Source organism: Nostoc spongiaeforme FACHB-130 (assembly GCF_014698475.1).
In the GTDB taxonomy this organism is placed as follows: domain Bacteria; phylum Cyanobacteriota; class Cyanobacteriia; order Cyanobacteriales; family Nostocaceae; genus Nostoc_B; species Nostoc_B spongiaeforme.
Map to the genome: position 1 here is coordinate 23,502 of NZ_JACJTB010000001.1, position 18,998 is coordinate 42,499.

The 18,998-nt window shown below is 41.8% G+C and carries 17 protein-coding genes; 11 read left to right on the forward strand and 6 right to left on the reverse strand.

Features of this window, described 5'->3' with window-relative positions; genetic code table 11:
• Positions 1 to 19 precede the first annotated feature (19 nt).
• A complete protein-coding gene (locus H6G74_RS00105) occupies positions 20 to 589 on the reverse strand; it encodes a Uma2 family endonuclease (RefSeq protein WP_190965741.1) in 570 nt (189 codons plus the stop codon).
• A 100-nt stretch (positions 590 to 689) separates the two neighbouring features.
• Between H6G74_RS00105 and thiL the strand changes: the two genes are divergently transcribed.
• Entirely contained in the window at positions 690 to 1,688 is a 999-nt protein-coding gene (gene thiL / locus H6G74_RS00110) for a thiamine-phosphate kinase (RefSeq protein ID WP_190965742.1), read from the forward strand.
• A 54-nt stretch (positions 1,689 to 1,742) separates the two neighbouring features.
• Here the strand turns inward: thiL and H6G74_RS00115 are convergent, their stop codons facing one another.
• Together H6G74_RS00115 and nadD are read right to left on the reverse strand one after the other, a co-directional pair.
• Positions 1,743 to 2,756: a type I glyceraldehyde-3-phosphate dehydrogenase gene (locus H6G74_RS00115; RefSeq protein ID WP_190965743.1), complete on the reverse strand. Its 1,014-nt coding sequence runs from the start codon at positions 2,754 to 2,756 to the stop codon at positions 1,743 to 1,745.
• Positions 2,757 to 2,872: 116 nt separating this feature from the next.
• Positions 2,873 to 3,496 carry a nicotinate (nicotinamide) nucleotide adenylyltransferase gene (gene nadD / locus H6G74_RS00120; RefSeq protein ID WP_190965744.1) on the reverse strand — a complete coding sequence of 208 codons (624 nt, stop codon included), beginning with the start codon at positions 3,494 to 3,496 and terminating at the stop codon, positions 2,873 to 2,875.
• 398 nt (positions 3,497 to 3,894) lie between these two features.
• Here nadD and murC point away from each other — a divergent pair, with 398 nt between their 5' ends.
• The 4 genes from murC (at position 3,895) to H6G74_RS00140 (ending at position 7,599) form a co-directional block, all read left to right on the forward strand.
• Positions 3,895 to 5,355, forward strand: a complete 1,461-nt coding sequence (gene murC / locus H6G74_RS00125; RefSeq protein WP_190965745.1) for a UDP-N-acetylmuramate--L-alanine ligase — start codon at positions 3,895 to 3,897, stop codon at positions 5,353 to 5,355.
• Positions 5,356 to 5,450: 95 nt separating this feature from the next.
• Entirely contained in the window at positions 5,451 to 6,452 is a 1,002-nt protein-coding gene (murB, locus tag H6G74_RS00130; protein ID WP_190966086.1) for a UDP-N-acetylmuramate dehydrogenase, read from the forward strand.
• A gap of 210 nt (positions 6,453 to 6,662) precedes the next feature.
• Positions 6,663 to 7,010 (forward strand): YbaB/EbfC family nucleoid-associated protein, encoded by a 348-nt coding sequence (locus H6G74_RS00135; protein WP_190593026.1) that lies wholly within the window; start codon positions 6,663 to 6,665, stop codon positions 7,008 to 7,010.
• Positions 7,011 to 7,113: 103 nt separating this feature from the next.
• On the forward strand, positions 7,114 to 7,599 hold the full coding sequence (locus H6G74_RS00140; protein WP_190965746.1) for a low molecular weight protein-tyrosine-phosphatase: 486 nt from the start codon (positions 7,114 to 7,116) through the stop codon (positions 7,597 to 7,599).
• A gap of 133 nt (positions 7,600 to 7,732) precedes the next feature.
• Here the strand turns inward: H6G74_RS00140 and H6G74_RS00145 are convergent, their stop codons facing one another.
• The gene (locus H6G74_RS00145; RefSeq protein ID WP_190965747.1) at positions 7,733 to 8,416 is read right to left on the reverse strand and encodes a response regulator transcription factor; all 684 of its coding nucleotides are present in this window, start codon (positions 8,414 to 8,416) and stop codon (positions 7,733 to 7,735) included.
• Between the two features lie 477 nt (positions 8,417 to 8,893).
• Between H6G74_RS00145 and smpB the strand changes: the two genes are divergently transcribed.
• Positions 8,894 to 9,361 (forward strand): SsrA-binding protein SmpB, encoded by a 468-nt coding sequence (gene smpB, locus H6G74_RS00150; RefSeq protein WP_190593029.1) that lies wholly within the window; start codon positions 8,894 to 8,896, stop codon positions 9,359 to 9,361.
• Between the two features lie 235 nt (positions 9,362 to 9,596).
• Positions 9,597 to 9,875, forward strand: a complete 279-nt coding sequence (locus H6G74_RS00155) for a WGxxGxxG family protein (RefSeq protein ID WP_190965748.1) — start codon at positions 9,597 to 9,599, stop codon at positions 9,873 to 9,875.
• Positions 9,876 to 10,074: 199 nt separating this feature from the next.
• Here the strand turns inward: H6G74_RS00155 and H6G74_RS00160 are convergent, their stop codons facing one another.
• A complete protein-coding gene (locus H6G74_RS00160) occupies positions 10,075 to 11,499 on the reverse strand; it encodes an IctB family putative bicarbonate transporter (protein ID WP_190965749.1) in 1,425 nt (474 codons plus the stop codon).
• 370 nt (positions 11,500 to 11,869) lie between these two features.
• Positions 11,870 to 13,423 carry a GAF domain-containing sensor histidine kinase gene (locus tag H6G74_RS00165; RefSeq protein ID WP_190965750.1) on the reverse strand — a complete coding sequence of 518 codons (1,554 nt, stop codon included), beginning with the start codon at positions 13,421 to 13,423 and terminating at the stop codon, positions 11,870 to 11,872.
• Between the two features lie 668 nt (positions 13,424 to 14,091).
• On the opposite strand from H6G74_RS00165, the gene H6G74_RS00170 reads away from it, so the two are divergent.
• From H6G74_RS00170 to H6G74_RS00185, 4 genes are all read left to right on the forward strand, one after another.
• A complete protein-coding gene (locus H6G74_RS00170) occupies positions 14,092 to 15,261 on the forward strand; it encodes a DegT/DnrJ/EryC1/StrS family aminotransferase (protein WP_190965751.1) in 1,170 nt (389 codons plus the stop codon).
• Between the two features lie 133 nt (positions 15,262 to 15,394).
• Positions 15,395 to 16,294, forward strand: a complete 900-nt coding sequence (crtB, locus tag H6G74_RS00175; RefSeq protein ID WP_190965752.1) for a cyanoexosortase B — start codon at positions 15,395 to 15,397, stop codon at positions 16,292 to 16,294.
• Between the two features lie 10 nt (positions 16,295 to 16,304).
• On the forward strand, positions 16,305 to 16,748 hold the full coding sequence (locus H6G74_RS00180) for a hypothetical protein (RefSeq protein ID WP_190965753.1): 444 nt from the start codon (positions 16,305 to 16,307) through the stop codon (positions 16,746 to 16,748).
• A gap of 167 nt (positions 16,749 to 16,915) precedes the next feature.
• Positions 16,916 to 18,961 (forward strand): NACHT domain-containing protein, encoded by a 2,046-nt coding sequence (locus H6G74_RS00185; protein WP_190965754.1) that lies wholly within the window; start codon positions 16,916 to 16,918, stop codon positions 18,959 to 18,961.
• The last annotated feature ends 37 nt before the right edge of the window (positions 18,962 to 18,998 follow it).

Sequence of the window (18,998 nt, forward strand, 5' to 3'; positions counted from 1 at the left end):
ACACTTCATACTTCACACTTTACAAATTTCCCGCCGCGAATATTTGATGAGGAGCGATCGCTAATTCGGGAAACGTCTGCGATACAATTTTCTGGTCAGCCGTAAACACTGTCTCTTCGTAAAATCCTTCTTCCAGCAGCAATACAGTAACTTTTAATTCTAACGGGTCTACAATCCAATATTCCGGCACACCAACCGCCGCATACTCAGACCGCTTATGGCGATAGTCCCGCTTGATAGAATCTGGACTGACTACTTCTACAACCAGTAATGGTGTTGTCTCAAACACAGCTGAAGCCTTTAGTAAATCTCTTGCTTGCTCCTGTGTTACCACACACAAATCAGTTAACCTAGACTTATTTCTTCCTGTTCTTGTCCCAGTTTCCCGAAAAGTTAGCCAAGGTAAACTTAAACGTGCGATTTCTAGTTTTAATACGGTAGCTAAAAATTCGACAATTAAAAAATGTTCAATTGTAGGAGGGTTCATTAATTCCAGCCTGCCATCCACTAACTCGTAGTGAAAACCACTGCCATCATCATAGGTTAAATACTCTTCAAATGTGAGCTTTGTTACTGGTGTAGCGACCATCCCCACAGTCTCCTAAACTATACCATTATCGTAACTTGAGGGAGTAGAGAAAAAGTATGATGTTTCATTCTCCTGCCTCCTGCCTCCTGCCTTCCAAACTATGACCAAAGTTAAAGACATTGGCGAACAAGGACTATTAGCAAAATTACAAAGCTTTTGTCCCGCAGAAATTATTGGAGATGATGCAGCAGTTCTAGAAACACCGCCAGGAACATCACTAGTAGTAACTACCGATGTTTTAGTTGATGGCGTACACTTCAGTGATGCTACCACTTCCCCAGAGGATGCAGGTTGGCGAGCCGCAGCCGCGAATTTATCAGATTTAGCTGCAATGGGGGCTACTCCTTTAGGTATTACTGTTGGTTTGGGGCTACCTGGCGATTTACAGGTAAGTTGGGTGGAGCGACTGTACCAAGGAATGACAGAATGCCTGCAAAAATATCATACCCCAATTGTTGGTGGTGATGTGGTGCGATCGCCAACTGCAACTATCTCCATTACCGCCTTTGGTGAAGTTGATCCCCAGCGAATTATCCGCCGTTCTGCTGCTAAAGTGGGAATGGCGATCGTGGTCACGGGTGTTCATGGAGCCTCTCACGCTGGCTTACAATTGCTCTTGCATCCCCAATTAGGGCATAACCTCTCTCCAGCAGAAAAGACCGCCCTTATCAAAGCTCACCAACGCCCTCAACCCCGTTTAGATGTCTTACCCATCCTCTGGGAAATTTTCACTCCCCCACTCCCCGTAGCCGGAATGGATAGTAGCGATGGTTTAGCAGATGCAGTTTTACAAATTTGTCGCGCCAGTAACGTAGGTGCAGTTATCGACCGCCAAAAAATTCCTTTTCCTGCTACTTTTAGCAATTGGCTCAAACCCGAAAAAGCAATAGAATATGCCCTCTACGGTGGTGAAGACTTTGAATTAGTACTTTGCTTACCACCCACACAAGCAAATACCCTAGTACAACAACTCAACCAAGGCGCAGCAATTATTGGCACCATTACATCTGGTTCACAAGTGTTATTACGTGACCAACAACAAAAAATCCCTAACCAAGTTCTCAGTCTTAGTCAGGGATTTCAACATTTTGGTCAATAGTCATTTGTCCTTAGTTTTAACACCAATGACAAATGACCAATGACTATTGACAAATTATTGCCACTTCTGGGCTACTAGTTCAGCCAAATCTAGAACACGTTGGCTATAACCCCACTCGTTGTCATACCAAGCCATAACTTTTACTAAGTCGCTGCCCATTACTAAAGTCAAGCTGGCATCAACAATAGAAGAAGCATCAGTACCTTGGTAGTCTGAAGATACCAACTGAAGTTCGCTGTAGTCTAGAATACCTTTGAGTGAACCTTCTGAGGCATCCTTGAGGGCTTGGTTAACTTCTTCCGTAATAGTACGCTTCTCAACCTGAACAACGAAATCTACCATTGAGACGTTCGGGGTTGGTACACGTAAGGCAACACCATTCAGCTTACCTTTGAGTTCTGGAATTACTAGCGCCACTGCTTTTGCTGCACCTGTAGAGGTGGGGACAATGTTAATGGCTGCTGCTCTTGCCCGACGTACATCGCGGTGAGAAGCATCTAGCAAACGCTGGTCTCCGGTGTAGCTGTGGGTGGTGGTCATTGTGCCTTTAATGATACCGAATTTGTCATTCAGCACCTTGGCAATGGGAGCCAAACAGTTGGTAGTACAGCTGGCATTACTAATAACGTGATGTATGTTGTGATCGTAGTCGTGGTGATTCACACCAATTACGAATGTACCATCTTCATTTTTCCCAGGAGCAGTAATTAGAACCTTTTTAGCTCCAGCATTGACGTGCTTTAAAGCTCCCTCTTTGCTAGTAAATACCCCAGTTGCTTCAATAATCAGGTCAATTTCCCATTCTCTCCAGGGCAAGTTTTCTGGATTGCGATCAGATACGCATTTAATGGTTTTACCGTTAACGATGATAGAGTTATCATCGGCGGAAATGTCAACATCCTTTAACTTCCCAAGCATTGAGTCATACTTCAGGAGGTGAGCATTTGTTCTAGGATCTGATGTGTCATTGATAGCTACAAGGTCGATATTGCTATTTTGCCGACCTAACCAACAACGTGCAAAGTTACGCCCGATGCGCCCGAAACCGTTGATTGCGACTCTAATCACAGTGTCTTGCCCTCTGTATTTATGCCTATAAATTGATATCTTTGAACCCAATCATATCGCAAAGGGGGGGAGTATTAATAACTATAAAGTGTTAGATCCAAAAAAAAATATATATTTTATTCAGATTTTCCTGAATAGAGGTTATTAGTCGTGATGTAAAATCTTACCGGCTCTGGAACTAAATACTTAATAGATTGATTTTGACAAGAAAGTTTGCGAATAAGACTTGACGAAACTCCCACTAAGGGTATATTCAAGAATTGCCAGTGAATGGTAAGTGACTGCTGTTGTAGTTGTTGCTCGACTTGCTGGCAGATAATGTTGCTTTTAGCTTGATCACCATCTAATTGTCGGGGCGCAATCAACCAGTCACACATCTGTACTAACTCTTGTCTACGGTACCACCGAGGTAAGGTTTGGAAAGTATCCAAACCCAAAATCCAGTACCAATGAGTATTTGAATAAATAGCCGATAAGTCAATCAACGTGTTGATAGCGTAAGAGGTTCCAGAGCGATTTGAATCCACCAAGGAGACAGTAAAAGCTGGGTTGTCTCTTGTAGTTATTTCCAGCATCTTCACTCGATGCTCAAATGGCGCTGCTTTTTTGTGTGGAGGATTGAGCGATGGTACCCAAATTATTTGATCTAGGGGTACTTGAGACAAAGCCATTTCGGCGATGAGTAAGTGTCCCCAATGAATTGGATCAAATGTGCCACCGAAAATTGCCAGATGTTGCATCTGCTCTTACCCAGGCTTTCTACATTTGAAACACAATTTCACTGTCAATGTATTATTGTACTCAATTCATGCCTTAGCTTGATGAAATTTAAAACTCATTTAGCTAGGAATGTATTATCGTAGCCCTTACTAGTCAGGAATCTAAAAAGTATGTATTTCTCCTTACAAGAATTTCTTTCCCGATGCAGTGGAAATTTTCAGAATAATCTTAAAAACAGTTCAGAAATAGCAAAAACCTCCTACAAAGGTAAAATCATTCTCAATCCACATAACGAAAGCGGAAAAGCTCTCCGATAGCCAGCATAAAAAAGGTGTAGAAAAATTTACGGTAAAAAACAAATTCCTGTTATGATACGCGTGTCATTTGTGAATATGGTGTGGTGTAAGAGGAGTAATCAATGAATAATGCTGTGGATTTCGGCGGTAGACCATTCCATTTTATTGGAATTGGTGGCATAGGGATGTCGGCTCTGGCTTATGTACTGGCAAAGCGTCAATTGCCAGTATCAGGTTCAGATGTTCGTCCAAATCATATTACGCACAAGTTAGAATCTATCGGTACACATATTTTTGGCAAGCAAGAAGCAAGTAATCTTGAATTCTTTCGCCCCAAGGTGATGACGAATGCAGCAGCATTAAGTTCACAAGAATTATCAGATGCTATTGAGTCATCACTACCTCAAGTAATTTGTTCCACTGCAATTAACACTAACAATTTAGAATATAAAGCTGCTTTAGAATTAGGCTGTCCGATATTACATCGTTCAGATGTACTTGCTGCTTTAATTGCTGATTATAAAAGCATTGCTGTAGCAGGTACTCATGGCAAAACTACAACTAGTAGCATAATTGGTTACATGCTCTTACAAGCTGGTTTAGATCCCACCATTTTGGTAGGCGGTGAAGTCAATGCTTGGGAAGGAAATGCTCGCTTAGGTGAAAGTGAATATTTAGTAGCAGAAGCAGATGAATCTGATGGTTCTTTGGTGAAACATGCGCCGGAAATTGGCATTATCACTAATATTGAACTAGACCACCCTGACCACTACGACACATTAGATGAAGTGGTCGATACTTTCCAAAAATTTGCCCAAGGTTGCAAGACCTTAATTGGCAGTATTGATTGTGAAACAGTACGCGATCGCCTAAAACCGACAATCAGCTACAGTCTACATCAAGATACAAATGCTGACTATAGCGTGACCAATATTGACTATCGTCACGATGGCACCACAGCTTTAGTTTGGGAACGTGGTAAAGCTTTAGGTGTATTAAAATTACGCTTACTCGGTCGGCATAATCTGAGCAATGCTTTAGCCGCAGTGGCTGTTGGTCGCATTTTAAATTTAGAATTCGGTGAAATTGCCAAAGCGATTGCCACTTTTGAAGGTGCAAGACGGCGCTTTGAGTTTCGCGGAGAAGTTGATGGCATTACATTTATTGATGATTATGCCCATCACCCCAGTGAACTGCGAGCTACCCTTGCGGCTGCGCGTCTTCAGGCTAGACCAGGACAAAGAGTGGTGGCAATCTTCCAACCCCACCGTTACAGTCGCACACTGACATTTTTAGAAGAATTTTCTCAGTCCTTTGCCCATGCTGATTTGGTTGTCTTGACTGATATTTACAGTGCAGGGGAACCCAACTTAGGGCAAATCACTGGGGAACAGTTAGCAGCAGAAGTTGGTAAGTTTCATCCCCAGGTAGTGTATCAACCAACTTTGCCCCAAGTGCGGGAGTTTTTACTCAAAACGCTACGCCCCAGCGACTTAGCTTTGTTCCTTGGTGCAGGAAATCTCAATCAAGTCATACCAGAATTAATTACTACACTTTGTGAGGCTGCTACAGCCACCTCTTAAGACCGTTGAATAACGGTACGGCACCATTAATTCATATTCCTTGCTGTATTTTTGCGGCAGAAAAATGTAAAAATTTCACAAATATTGATGTCAAAATGAAAATCTCCCAGGCAGCTGGAAACATCTGCACAGTTTCTGCTACACCTACACAGAAACAGGAAACAGATAAATCATCAGATAACAAAATAATTTATTTACCAGGTACAGATTGCATGATCAGGTCTCAGGCTGCGTTGTCTGCGTTTACTTCTTACAGAGTTGGCGGAGCAGCAGAATGGTACGTTGCGCCTCGGAACTTAGAAGCACTGCAAGCCAGCTTGAATTATGCAAAAGAACATGACTTAACTGTAACAACTTTAGGTGCAGGTTCTAACCTGTTAGTAAGCGATCGCGGTTTACCTGGACTAGTGGTTGCCACACGCCACCTACGCCACACCCACTTTGACCCAGAAACAGGTTTATTAACAGTTGCTGCTGGCGAACCGATTCCCAGCCTAGCATGGGAAGCAGCACAACTAGGATGGCAAGGTTTAGAGTGGGCTGTTGGTATTCCCGGTACTGTGGGTGGTGCTGTCGTGATGAATGCTGGCGCACATAATAGCTGTATCGCAGATATCTTGGTTAGTGCCGAAGTTCTGTCTCCTGATGGCACACTTGAAACTTTCAGCCCTGAACAAATGGGTTATACCTATCGAACTTCATTACTACAAGGTAGCGATCTCATTGTCACCCAAGCGACATTCCAACTGCAACCAGGAGCCGACCCCGCCACAGTTTTAGCTGTGACGAAACAACACAAACAACATCGACTCTCCACCCAACCTTATAACTTCCCCAGTTGCGGTAGCGTCTTCCGTAACCCCAAACCCTATGCAGCAGGTTGGTTAATTGAACAAACCGGACTCAAAGGCTATCAAATCGGTGGCGCACAAGTAGCTCAACTACATGCCAATTTTATTGTGAATCGCGGTGGAGCCAAAGCCAGTGATATTTTCTGCCTGATTCGTCACATCCAAGAACAAGTGCAAGAACGCTGGTCGATTTTGTTAGAGCCAGAAGTCAAAATGATGGGTGAGTTTCAAGCAGCTTGCGGCTAGGGAGAGGCTAGAGGTTAGAGGTTAGGGGCTAGTGAGGAATTTTATTCATAGCCAGCCAGCGATATTGAATCTTCTCTTTCCTAGTCCCTATTCCCTACTCCCTACTCCCTATTTCCCACCGTTAATTATTAGTAACAAAAGTGGCAAATTACCACCCGCATCTATAATTGAATGTGATTTGTTATTGAAAGCACACGCGGACAATCAATTATGACAGGTAAAGGACAAGGATTCGGCTTTGGCTTAGGCAAAATGAAAGAACTTGCCGAAGCCTTCAAAAAAGCGCAGCAAGTTCAAGAAGGTGCAAAGCGACTCCAAGAAGAATTGGAGCAAATGGAAATTCAAGGAGAAGCTGGTGGTGGTTTGGTCAAGGTAATTGTCAGTGGCAACCAAGAACCCAAACGAGTAGAAATTTCTCCTGATGCCTTAGCACAAGGTGCAGAATTACTTTCCGACCTTGTAACAGCAGCGATGAAAGATGCTTACACCAAGTCCACAGCCACAATGCGGGAACGGATGGAAGAATTGACCAGTGGACTGGAATTGCCTGGATTTTAGTCATTATTCATTTAGTCATTAGTCATTAGTCATTAGTTTGTAGAAATGGCAAATGGCAAATGACAAGTGACAAAGAACAAAGGACAAAGTACAAAAAATACCTATGCCCTATAAGCTGTTGTTTGTCTGCCTGGGAAACATCTGTCGTTCGCCATCGGCAGAAAACATCATGAATCATCTCGTCGATCAGGCTGGATTAAGTGACAGCATTATCTGTGATTCTGCTGGTACATCTAGCTATCACATTGGTAGTCCGCCTGACCGCCGGATGAGTGCGGCGGCGGCTGCTAAATTAGGAATTCAACTGCGTGGTCGAGCCAGACAATTTGCCAAGTCAGATTTTCAGGAGTTTGATTTGATTTTGGCAATGGATCGAGATAATTACGATGATATTCTTGCTCTTGATCCCACTGGCAAATATCACCACAAAGTGCGCTTAATGTGTGATTCTTGCACTCGACATAACCTGAAAGAAGTTCCCGATCCCTACTACGGGGGAGTGGAGGGATTTAATCAAGTCATCGATTTACTGGTGGATGCTTGTGACGGTCTACTTCAGGAGATTACGCAGCAAGAATTACAAGCTTGATTAATGCACAAATAGTTTATAACTTACGCACAAAGGTTATTTGTAAAGAATGGGTGTAGGGGTTTTGAATACCTATATCCCTACACCCTCTTCCAAAGCCTTAGTTTTTTGTATCAATGGGTAAGTTCGATAGTTATTCGACTAAACCATGTTTAATTGCAAACCGTACCAGTTCAGCCCGGTTACTGGTAGCGGTTTTTCTTAATAAACTACTAACGTACTTTTCTACTGTCCTGGGACTGAGGTGTAATTGCTGACCCATTTCCACATTTGACAAGCCATGAGTCAGCAGTTCTAAAACTTCTTGCTCTCTGGAAGTCAGGGACGAGAAAAACTCTGGTTTGTCTAGGTGAGTAAAGACAGAGTTCTGAGCTTCTACGGCTGTTGCTGGAGTCGAATTAGTGAGATTTTCTTTATGAGAAACGCGGTATTGTGATTGAATGATTTGCGATCGCTCCAACAAATTGCGAATAGCCGCCGCTAATTCCTCTAACTCAAACGGCTTGGGTAAATATAAATCACAACCCGACTGATAACCCAAAATTCTCTCTTGGGTCTTAGTACGTGCTGTTAATAAAATTACAGGCAATAAACGGAATCCTGGTTGTTGGCGCACTCGGCGTACAAGTTCATAACCATTCATCCTTGGCATAACAATATCAGTGACAATTAAATCAGGACGGTATTCTTCTACCATTGACAAAGCTTCTTGACCGTCATTAGCCGTGATCACCGAGTAGCCAGACAGTTCAAGATAATCGCTAATAGACAGACGAGTGCCCAGGTCGTCATCCACTACAAGGATCGTCAAGGGCATGGACAGTACACCCCTAGCATTTTTGTTAATTGGAAATTTGCTTCTACGAGCTTTTTCAGTGAACACAGCTAATAATAGTGTTCTTATGTTTCATACTATGACAGGATTACCAGCTAATGACTGCCTGAATAAATAAATTATAAAGAAAATCTTAAATCATTAGGAGTGGCTCAAGCAGTTTAACGTAGGTTGTATAGCTAGTGCTTGCTAGACATAGAGACTTTTGTAATTCTTCACAAATTGCAATTAACTCAGAGTAATAACTCACCATACCGTAAATAATATTGACTTTATAAATCATAATGCAGCAACTTGTGAGGCAAAAAACATTTTACTTGATAGTTGTCAAAAGCTAGATTAATAGAATAACACTGATATTCCGAGAATAATTAATTTATAGTGGTTTAATATGCCTCTATAAATTCACCTGCCAATCTCAAAGATTTTGGCAACACATTTAAACTTATAAAAATATCAATGAGTGAAAAAAGCGAAAGTTACAAAGTCATTAGCGACAACCGTCAAGCCCGTTATTTGTATGAAATCTTGGAAACTTATGAAGCTGGTGTGCAGTTGACTGGAACAGAGGTGAAATCTATTCGTGCTGGCAAGGTGAATCTCCAAGATGGTTATGCGTTGATTCGTGATGGAGAAATATGGCTAATTAATGTGCATATTTCTCCATATACTGCTAGTGGGCAATATTTTAATCATGAACCCCGACGCACACGCAAGTTATTGCTGCATCGCCAGGAAATTCGGAAGTTGATTGGCAAAGTAGAACAGCAAGGTTTGACACTAGTACCTTTAAAAATGTATCTCAAGCGAGGCTGGGTAAAAATCAGCATTGCCCTTGGTAAAGGTAAAAAACTCCATGACAAGCGAGAAGACCTCAAACGTCGTCAGGATCAACGCGATATTCAAAGGGCGATGAAAAATTATTAGTCAATAGTCATTTGTCCTTGGTCATTTGTCATTCTCCCTTCCCCTACTCTCTGCTTTCAAGCCAAGAAGTGTAGGGAAAAAATTTCAGACTTCAGAATTTAGACTTCACGCTTTTTCTTTATATACCCTCAGCGTGAGTTGATAAACAGCCTAGTTTATAGCTACAGATTGATTCTGGTCTTGCTAGGAGTCGATACAGTGGTGGGTAACTTTGGAACCAACAAGGAACCTCACCATGAAACTCAACTTAACTAAAGCTGTTAGTGCTGGAGTATTAACATTGGGTATGGCAATTATGCCTTTAACAGTACCTGTGCAAGCTCAAGACAACACTACTACAACTACTGGTGATGCGCCAAGAACAACAACTTACGCTCGCAATGATTTTGATTGGGGTTGGTTGGGATTATTAGGTCTCATTGGTTTAGCAGGTTTAGCTGGTAGAAAGCATAACGATGAACCTACTCGTTATCGTGATCCTAATGCCCCTGGTGCTACTAGCTACAGGGACTAGCACCACAAACAAAATAAAATGCGGCAACATCAACAACAGAAATGGGCAAGTTTGCAGTGGAAACTTGCCCATTTATTCAGTCAGGAATTACGCACAAAGGTTGTCTGTTGAGGATGGGTTTAAAGATGTAAGGGTTTTGAACACCTACACCCTTTCCTAAACCTTGATTTTTCATTCTACGGCTTCAGTCCTGTCAATATTAACTAGTAGCCTCTGGGTTAGATGAATTAATGGCTTGGCTATTATTTTGATGTAGTGGCCGCCAGTAACTTGCAATGATAGCCACCATCAACCACCAAAGTGTATTTACTTCCGGCCGGAACCAAATTGTATCTACAGTACCGTGAGCTAACATTCCCAGCAAAGTTGCACAAGCACCAATTAGCCAAAAACCTTGAACATTGCCTGATTCGCGTAATCTCCGCAGTTGCATAAATGCTGAGTTGAAGGTGACTACTATCAACCACAGGAAACAAGCCAAACCAACAAAGCCAGTTTCCACCGCAACCTCTAGCAGAATTGAGTAGGCGCTTAAGGCACTATAGCGAGGACGTTGATAAAGTGGGTAGATTTTATTAAAAGCGTTGTGACCGGGGCCAATGCCGATAATAGGCCGATCGCGGATCATTTCAAAAACAGCATCCCAAACATTGCGGCGATAATTGTTACTACTATCTTGGCGATCGGCAAAAATACTAAAAACTCGCAAACGTACAGGCTCAACAAAGATGACTGCCAGTATCAATAATCCCAGCAAACCTCCCAAAATTATCGGCAGTGACCAAGTACGCCAAAAAGGAGGTAGCTGTAAACTCTGCCAATAAATTAATAATGCGATCGCTGTTAAAACTCCTACTACTAGTCCAATCCAGCCACCACGGCTAAAAGTCAAAACTAAGCAAGCCGCATTCACAACTACCATTGTCAACGCTAAAGCTTTTTTGACCCAACCTTGCCAAACAAAAATTGCCACTAAACTCAAAACTACAGCTGGCATTAAATAACCAGCCAACAAGTTAGGATTACCCAAATAACTATAAACCCTAGTTGTCTTAGACAAAGGTGATTCCGGGTCTACCCATGTAGCTAATTGGGCAGCACCAAAAAACCATTGCCGTAATCCATATACACTAACAATTAGCGATATATGTAGATATAACGTAATAATCCAAGACCTCAGTCGTGGCGACCTGAGTACCCTAGCACAAAGAGCAAACAGCAACAAATATAGTGTTAAAGTTGCCAAGTCATTCAAAGCAGCCTTTTTCACTGGTGATAATGCTGTAGCTACCACAGCAATTCCCCAATAAAGCAATACCAACAAGTGAATAGGCGTAACTAACGGCGCGTTAGCTGGTATTGGTTCATCAGATAAAGTCAACAACAGCCAAAACCCTACACATGCTATCAGCAGCAACCCTATCAATGTACTCGACACAAAAGGTGCAAGAACATAAATTAAGCTGATTAAAGCAGCTGCAATTATGTCTCCCCACTGAAGCAAAATGCTACTTTGCCGCCAGGAGTTCAGCAAACCAATCGAACAACGACGTAAATAGCTCGTTGCCAGGTATTCTTTGAGTGGTAAATCAGATAAAGTCAATCGTTGCCAGACTAAATTCATAAAACACGCTGCATTTAATGAGCAGGACTGCACAGACAGAACTTGCACTCAATGATAATGCGGGTGATTATAAACAGAGAACAACAGCGATCGCAAGGTAATATTGCATTTAGACGAAAATAGGAATATCACATCTAAAAATTGGAAAAAATCGAGATTTAAGATTTTAATCTTTTTACTTAGGGTACTCCTGTACTCTACAAGACTTCTATCCAACTTGTCTTCCTTGTCCTCCTTGTCCCTGAATGAGGGGATATTTTTTTAATGTTAGCCTTTTACTATCTCTTGAAACGAGTTTTGATTTATTTGATGATGCTGATTGATGGGAAAAAATTAGTAGTTGGGTAGATCCAAAATAATTAGCTTGTGATTAAATTTCGTTAACAGCTTCGCTCGTATTAGCAGTTTGTAGCGGCAAAGACAGTACATAACGGTGTCCTGATTCTGCTGAACCTTGAATCGAAATTTGTCCACCATGCAATTCCGCCAGCTGACAACTGAGCAACAAACCTAAGCTTTCACGAGATAAACCATTATTACTCTTAACTAATTCCATCTCAGTATTAGCAGTTAATAAATCTGAGTAGGAATCATTTAAGTTGGGTGATTGTTCTATTGCTATTGTTAAACCGCCTAATTCATCTGGGTTTGCGGAATAAGCACTGTATGATACGGCTTCATTGGTCAATTCCAATAAAGATAAGGGATGAAGCCGAAAATAAGGATCAACTTCAGTGATTCCATCTCCCAACCAAGGATGTGAAACCCAAACAGTAATATTCAGGGTATTTTCCTTGTAAGAGACATGAATCCGCACAATACTACCTGTAGCGGATAACTGAATTACGCTGAACACCATGTGATAAAGAATTTGCCGCACTTTGTCTTTATCTAAAGGCCAAATGCGACCACGCCCTGGTTCGATTGACAGGCGAATATCTTGTTCCCGACGGTTAGCTGGCTCTTCTAAGCTATTAATAGCTTGTTGGCATAACATTTCGATGTCTACTGGAGCTAGGTTGAGGCTCTGGGAATTGTCCTCTACAGCACCTAATTCAGTGATCTCGTTAACTAAAGAAAGTAAGTAACGACCACTGTGTTGGATGATTTCTAGGTACTCTCTTTGCTTGGTTGTCAAAGGCCCATAAATTTCTCTACCTAAGACACTAGCCATACCCAGCACAGAAGTCAAAGGAGTACGTAACTCTTGGGTAAGTTGCCCTAATAGCTCTAGTTTTAGTTGTTTAGTAGAATGTGATTCTTTTTCTAAACTCGCTGATGTGAGCTTAATGCCATTGCTAGACTCTTCATTGATGAACAAAGTAGACGCATTCTTGTGATTGCTTTTTTCTGGTCTACTTTGCAGGAGTCGGTTGCGCTCAAATTCACTCATGCTCCAACGAGCAATGATTTGCAGAAATTCAATATCTCGATTTTTAAATTCGCGCGGTACCAAATCCATCACGGCTAAGGCACCCAAACAATGACCGGAAGAATCAATTAATGGCACTCCCAAGTAGGCACGAATGCCATACTCTTGTACTAATTTGCTAGTAACAATAGTATTACTACTATATTTATGAGTGTCGTTAATGACTAGCTCTCTGCAAGTTTCAACGACTTGGGTGCAGAAAGATTCTCGGCGCAATAACTGACGGTTTTGCGCTAAATGATTCATTAATCCCAGTCTGGATAAACCTACTGCTGACTTAAACCAGTGACGTTCCTGATCTACAAATCCCAATATGGAAATTGGTGCTTCCAAAAAATGGGCAGCCGTTTGAGTAGCTTCCTCAAAAACTGGTATTGTTTCGGGTTGTCGCAAACCAAGTTCTGACAGCACTGTGAGGCGCTGTTGTTCTCTTGTTTCTTGAGAAGCCCAACCATCCTTAAGAGCAAATAAGTTATTTTCAGGCTCTACCATTGCCACCGCTACCTTGATAATTCGTCGATATTGTAATATATATAACCGCTGTTACCGGGTTATGATTTCCTATTGTTAAGCATTCCCCAATTTTGCCCTCGACAAACAATAATCGCATAGAAATTTTATACAACTGTGGAAAATACTGAGATATAAGAGGATGTCAAGATTACTCAAGGTTTTGATATCAGACAACGTTAGTTTTCAAATTGGACTGGGTAATATAATCCTAAGATTGGTATAAAAGTATTTTCTCTGTGGTAGTTTTATACATAGGGTAAAAATGAGGTTTTCTGCCGTACTTACGCAAATATTGTTTACATCCAAAATGTTTTTTACGTATAAATACAGTTAAGCAAACTTAATCGGATTTCAGGGAATATTTTGATTTTTGTGAGGAGAAAATACAGATTGTTTTAGTATTCAACAAATGAGAAAAATCTACTTTCACGGAAATATAAATTCGTCATTAACCAAAATTAGTATTAGGCTTTTACGTTGGTTATTCATGGATTTTATTGCAGAAAAAATTATATTCAAGAGTAAATTTTATCAAAGGTTTACTTGTATTTTACAAATATGATGTGTTTAAAGTTTATGGTTAAACACATCAGGATTAATAGATTTTTCAACAAGTTTTACACCTAAAATTTGAGGCGTAATTATCAATGAATAAAATGGCTGTGAGAGTACCTTTTGTTGATTTAAGTTTACAACATCAACCAATTCAAAATCAGTTAGAACAAGCAATTAATAATGTATTAAATCGAGGAGACTTTGTTTTAGGTAAAGCAGTTGCTGATTTTGAAACAGCCTTCGCAGCAGCATCTGGTTCACAATATGGTGTGGGTGTAGCTTCAGGAACAGATGCGATCGCTCTTGGTTTACAAGCTTGTAATATTGGTGTGGGTGATGAAGTAATTCTCCCAGCTAATACCTTTGTCGCCACACTCATCGGAGTATTACGTGTTGGTGCTAAACCAATTCTGGTTGATTGTGACCCGAATACAGCCTTGATTGATTTAGAAGCAGCAGCTAAGGTAGTTACCTGCCATACCAAAGCGATTATTCCCGTACATCTTTATGGGCAGATGGTATCACCAAAGCAGTTGTTAGATTTTGCTGCTACCCACAAACTGTTGATTTTTGAAGATGCAGCCCAGGCGCACCTAGCCGAACGAGAAGGTTATCGGGCTGGTTCTGTGGGTATTGCTGCTGCTTTTAGCTTCTATCCCAGTAAGAATTTAGGCGCATTTGGCGATGGCGGAATGTTAATTACAAAAGATCCAGAAATTGCCCAAAAAATGGTGCGCTTACGCAACTATGGTGCAGCGCAAAAGTATGTGCATGTAGAATCAGGGACAAATAGTCGTTTAGATACCTTGCAAGCAGCAGTGTTGCTGGCAAAACTTCCTTATTTAACAGAGTGGAATTGCGATCGCAATTCCATCGCCCAACAGTACGATACAGAATTAACTCCCTTAGCATCTGCTGGCATTATCCCCATCCAAAATCAAAGCGGCGCAGGACACGTTTATCATCTCTATGTAATTAAAATTGATGATTCGACTTCACCAGAACGCCGCCAGCAAATTCAGGACAAACTCACAGGAGCAGGAATTCAAACCGGAATTCACTATCCCATTCCTTGCCATCTGCAACCAGCATTCACCTACTTAGGCTACCAACAAGGAGATTTTCTCCAATCGGAAAAACTAGCCAAACAGATATTATCTCTACCCATGTATCCTGGTTTAAGTAGTAGCCAAATTAAAGAAGTCGTGGCAGAGATTACATCAATTATGAGTGGTGAACAACAACATTTGTTATCCGTTTAACAACCAAGAATTCATTTAATATAAAGCTGCACCCGATAAATCCTGTAGAGACCTTGCCTGCAAAGTCTCTACAACAGCCGATTAATTGCATCTTCATAAAGAAACGGTGTGAATTCTTCAATACCTTAAAATCATGGCACTTCCACAAAACATTCAAATTAGAAGCACCCAACAATTACTGAGCATAGCAATTTTCAGCGTTTTGGGATTATTGTATGCTCCTATGTTGCTACACTGGCTAGATGGTTGGCTACACAAAACTATCAGTATCGAACACGAATATTTTAGCCACGGGATTATTGGTTTACCGTTTGCCGCTTACCTGATTTGGTTGAACCGTAAAAAGTGGCAACGCTTACCAGATAGCACTCATCCCGTGGGTGCTTTTTTACTGTTAATCGGCGGTGTATTTTATCTAAGTGGAATTGCTGATTGGGTTAACCTGTCTTTGCCAATTATTCTGACAGGATTGTGCCTGTGGTTTAAAGGTGTAGCAGGTTTGCGCTTACAAGGCTTTCCGCTGGTATTGATATTTTTAGCAACCCCCACTTTTGTACCTTATTTATTAGTTCCCTATACCTTACCCTTACAAAGTTTTATCGCTGGCACAGCCGGATTCATTCTCAATCAAATTGGGATGCAAGTCACCGTTGATGAAATCAATATTTACGTTGGTGGACGTATTGTCGAAGTAGCACCCTATTGCGCGGGGTTAAAAATGTTGTTTACGACTCTCTACGTCAGCTTAATGCTGCTGTATTGGACTGGTGCTTTAGTTTCCCGGCGCATTAGTGTTTGGTTTATGTGTATTGCTGTAGCCATTAGCGTTACAGCTAATATTATTCGTAACACTTTGCTGAGTTACTTTCACGGTACAGGTAACGAAGCTGCATTTAAATGGTTACACGATAGTTGGGGTGGTGATCTGTATTCTGCTTGTATGCTTTTATTATTGGTACCATTACTGAACTGGATGAACAACAATTTGTTAGCAGATCCAGAAATTGCAGAACCAATAGAAGAGCAGAACTAACAAAAAAGCTATGTTGGGTAAAAAACAACCAGAACAACCAAGCCAATCTCAAAGTATCAGTGGTGTAAATTTAACTGGGAGTGCAATTCAACAAGGACAGGCGGGACGCGATCTCCAGCAAAGTCAATCGAGCAAGCTGGACACTCAGCAGCAAATCACTAACACCGATGTGGTTAAGCAATTGGAGAACTTGGAAACAGCTGTTAAAGCTGCTTCACTGACTCCAGATGAAAAAGATGAACTGTTGGACTATTTACGCCCCGCCAAGCGCGAAGCCAGCAAGGAAGAACCGAACAAAGATTTGGTAGGGCAGAATCTCAAACAGGTCAATGAGACGCTCAAAACGATGAAAGAAACCACAGAAGCCGGCAAAAGCTTGTGGCAAACGGGACAGGAAGTTTTTCAAGCTATTATCCCCTGGTTAGGAGTAGCGGCAAAATTTATTGGAATGTAGAGACGTTATATGTAACGTCTCTACAAGGGTTTCAGGCAGCACATCTAAATTCTGGAGATTCTTAAGTAATTAAACAGAATTAATTACACATATTCTTTCCCTGTAACCTATTCCATATCTCCATGAATGAATTTAATTTTGCGTAACTACCTTATTGATTATGGGTGATGGAGCAGAATCAGGGTATTGGCGATAGCTCACTGCAAAATAGTGAAGTTCAGCAGACACAAGCAAGCCGGGACGCGGTTAGCTTTCAAAATAGTCAAGCTAACCAAGTCACAATCAATAACATTATCTTGCGGATGTTTAGCAAACCACAGCCACCGCAAGTTAATTGGGACTGGGGACAACGGTTGCTGAAAGAAAAACAGTTACCTGATATTCGTCAACGCTTGACTGATACCTTGGGAAAGCAGCGAATTGCCATGAGTGTCTCTTTTGCTGAACAGTTATCTTGGGTAAGTCGAAGTTTGCAGATTAATGGTCAAGATTATGGGACTATAGATGCCAATAAACTGCTGATTGAGATATTTGACAGGGATGACATTCAAGGTAAATTGCTGATTTTAGGTGCGCCAGGAGCAGGGAAAACTACAGCACTCTTGGGTTTAGCAGAGCAGTTGGTGTGGGGGGCGTTACAAAATCCTAAAACTGTCATCCCTGTTTTATTTGAGCTTTCGACTTGGCGGGACGATAACCAAAGCATTGAACAATGGTTGATTGAGCAACTTTATGAACTACACGGGGGAGACCCCAAATATAAAATTTATGAGGGTTGGCTAGAACAACGGGTGTTATTACCTTTATTGGATGGTTTAGATGAATTGGGGCTAGAAAGACAAAAAAAATGCACCATCAAACTTAATGAATTTGCCCGTCATTATCCCCATGTTGTAGTTTGTTGTCGGATCAAAGAATTTGAGGCTGTCAACCTGAAGCTAAACAACCTCAGAAGTGCGGTGTGTCTCCAACCTTTATCAGACTCACAAATTCAAGATTATCTTGATAGCTTGAATCGTTCAGAATTATGGTCAGTGATTGAGGGAAATCCAAATTTAATCAATTTGCTAGAACCGACTTCAGAGAACGAGCCTGGTTTGTTGCGTGTGCCGTTATTCATCAAACTGGTGGTCGATGTGTATGACCCAGAACAGCCAATTAGCAACAAAGCAGATTTATTAGAAAAGTATATTGACCGCCAGTTGTCGAGGGATACCCGTGAACAAGAACGCCGCCAAGACAAGGAAGGGGGCAAATGGGCGTATAAAACAGTGGAAGATGAACCCGGTTGGCAGCAAACACACCGCACTTTAAGTTGGATAGCAAAGCGGTTGCAAGATAACAACACAGTAGAATTGCTAATTGAGCAAATGCAGCCGAGTTGGATTGAGTCTAAACATTCACGGCGACGTTATCGGCTGATTGTCGGGCTGATTGTCGGGTTGATTGTCGGGCTGATTTTCGGGCTGATTGTCGGGTTGATTTTCGGGCTGATTTTCGGGCTGATTTTCGGGCTGATTGTCGGGCTGATTTTCGGGCTGATTTTCGGGCTGATTGTCGGGCTAGATAAGATTGAACTTGTAGAAGCATTTCAAATTTCCATATCTCGCTACGCGATACGAGAATTTTTAGCAGATTTCCGCAAGGGGCTGATTTGGGGGTTGATTTGGGGGTTGACTTCCGGGCTGATTTTGGGGCTGACTTCCGGGCTGATTTTGGGGCTGATAGCAGGGCTAACTTCCGGGCTGATTATCGGGCTGATAGACTGGCTGAAGGAAGAATTAAAAGTGCGATCCCTGCCCAACCAAGGCATCTGGAACTCATTACAGAGTATGCTATGGACAACAGCCTTGAGTTATCCACTCAGCTTAATTGGGACTATGGCGGCTTCAGTGGCTCGTAGAGTAGCAGAAAAGCATGACTGGCTAGATTTATCAGGAATTTTATTCCGTAACTCTCCCCAGTATTTCTTCCCAGGGCTATTTGTGGTTCTGTTTTTCGGCTTTTGGTTTGGTGGTGGGCTTGCTTGTGTACAACACTTTTCTCTACGCCTCGTCCTTTGGCAAAGTGGTGCTATCCCCTGGAATCTTGCCCAATTCCTCAACTACTGCGTTGAACGGCGCTTACTCTTGCGTGTTGGTGGGCGTTACCGCTTCCTGCACCGCGAACTCCTTGACCATTTTGCTAATTCTGGCGCTGCTCATTTCAGGTAATAAATTAACTTCAAATACTTGCAATGTATGGCTTTAC

Coding starts and splice junctions, on each gene's coding strand:
- thiL (WP_190965742.1), top strand. CDS start 690: ATGACCAAAGTTAAAGACATTGGCGAACAAGGACTATTAGCAAAATTA.
- H6G74_RS00180 (WP_190965753.1), top strand. CDS start 16,305: ATGTTGGGTAAAAAACAACCAGAACAACCAAGCCAATCTCAAAGTATC.
- murB (WP_190966086.1), top strand. CDS start 5,451: ATGAAAATCTCCCAGGCAGCTGGAAACATCTGCACAGTTTCTGCTACA.
- H6G74_RS00170 (WP_190965751.1), top strand. CDS start 14,092: ATGAATAAAATGGCTGTGAGAGTACCTTTTGTTGATTTAAGTTTACAA.
- murC (WP_190965745.1), top strand. CDS start 3,895: ATGAATAATGCTGTGGATTTCGGCGGTAGACCATTCCATTTTATTGGA.
- H6G74_RS00145 (WP_190965747.1), bottom strand. CDS start 8,416: ATGCCCTTGACGATCCTTGTAGTGGATGACGACCTGGGCACTCGTCTG.
- nadD (WP_190965744.1), bottom strand. CDS start 3,496: ATGCAACATCTGGCAATTTTCGGTGGCACATTTGATCCAATTCATTGG.
- H6G74_RS00165 (WP_190965750.1), bottom strand. CDS start 13,423: ATGGTAGAGCCTGAAAATAACTTATTTGCTCTTAAGGATGGTTGGGCT.
- crtB (WP_190965752.1), top strand. CDS start 15,395: ATGGCACTTCCACAAAACATTCAAATTAGAAGCACCCAACAATTACTG.
- H6G74_RS00105 (WP_190965741.1), bottom strand. CDS start 589: ATGGTCGCTACACCAGTAACAAAGCTCACATTTGAAGAGTATTTAACC.
- H6G74_RS00155 (WP_190965748.1), top strand. CDS start 9,597: ATGAAACTCAACTTAACTAAAGCTGTTAGTGCTGGAGTATTAACATTG.
- H6G74_RS00140 (WP_190965746.1), top strand. CDS start 7,114: ATGCCCTATAAGCTGTTGTTTGTCTGCCTGGGAAACATCTGTCGTTCG.
- smpB (WP_190593029.1), top strand. CDS start 8,894: ATGAGTGAAAAAAGCGAAAGTTACAAAGTCATTAGCGACAACCGTCAA.
- H6G74_RS00135 (WP_190593026.1), top strand. CDS start 6,663: ATGACAGGTAAAGGACAAGGATTCGGCTTTGGCTTAGGCAAAATGAAA.
- H6G74_RS00160 (WP_190965749.1), bottom strand. CDS start 11,499: ATGAATTTAGTCTGGCAACGATTGACTTTATCTGATTTACCACTCAAA.
- H6G74_RS00185 (WP_190965754.1), top strand. CDS start 16,916: ATGGAGCAGAATCAGGGTATTGGCGATAGCTCACTGCAAAATAGTGAA.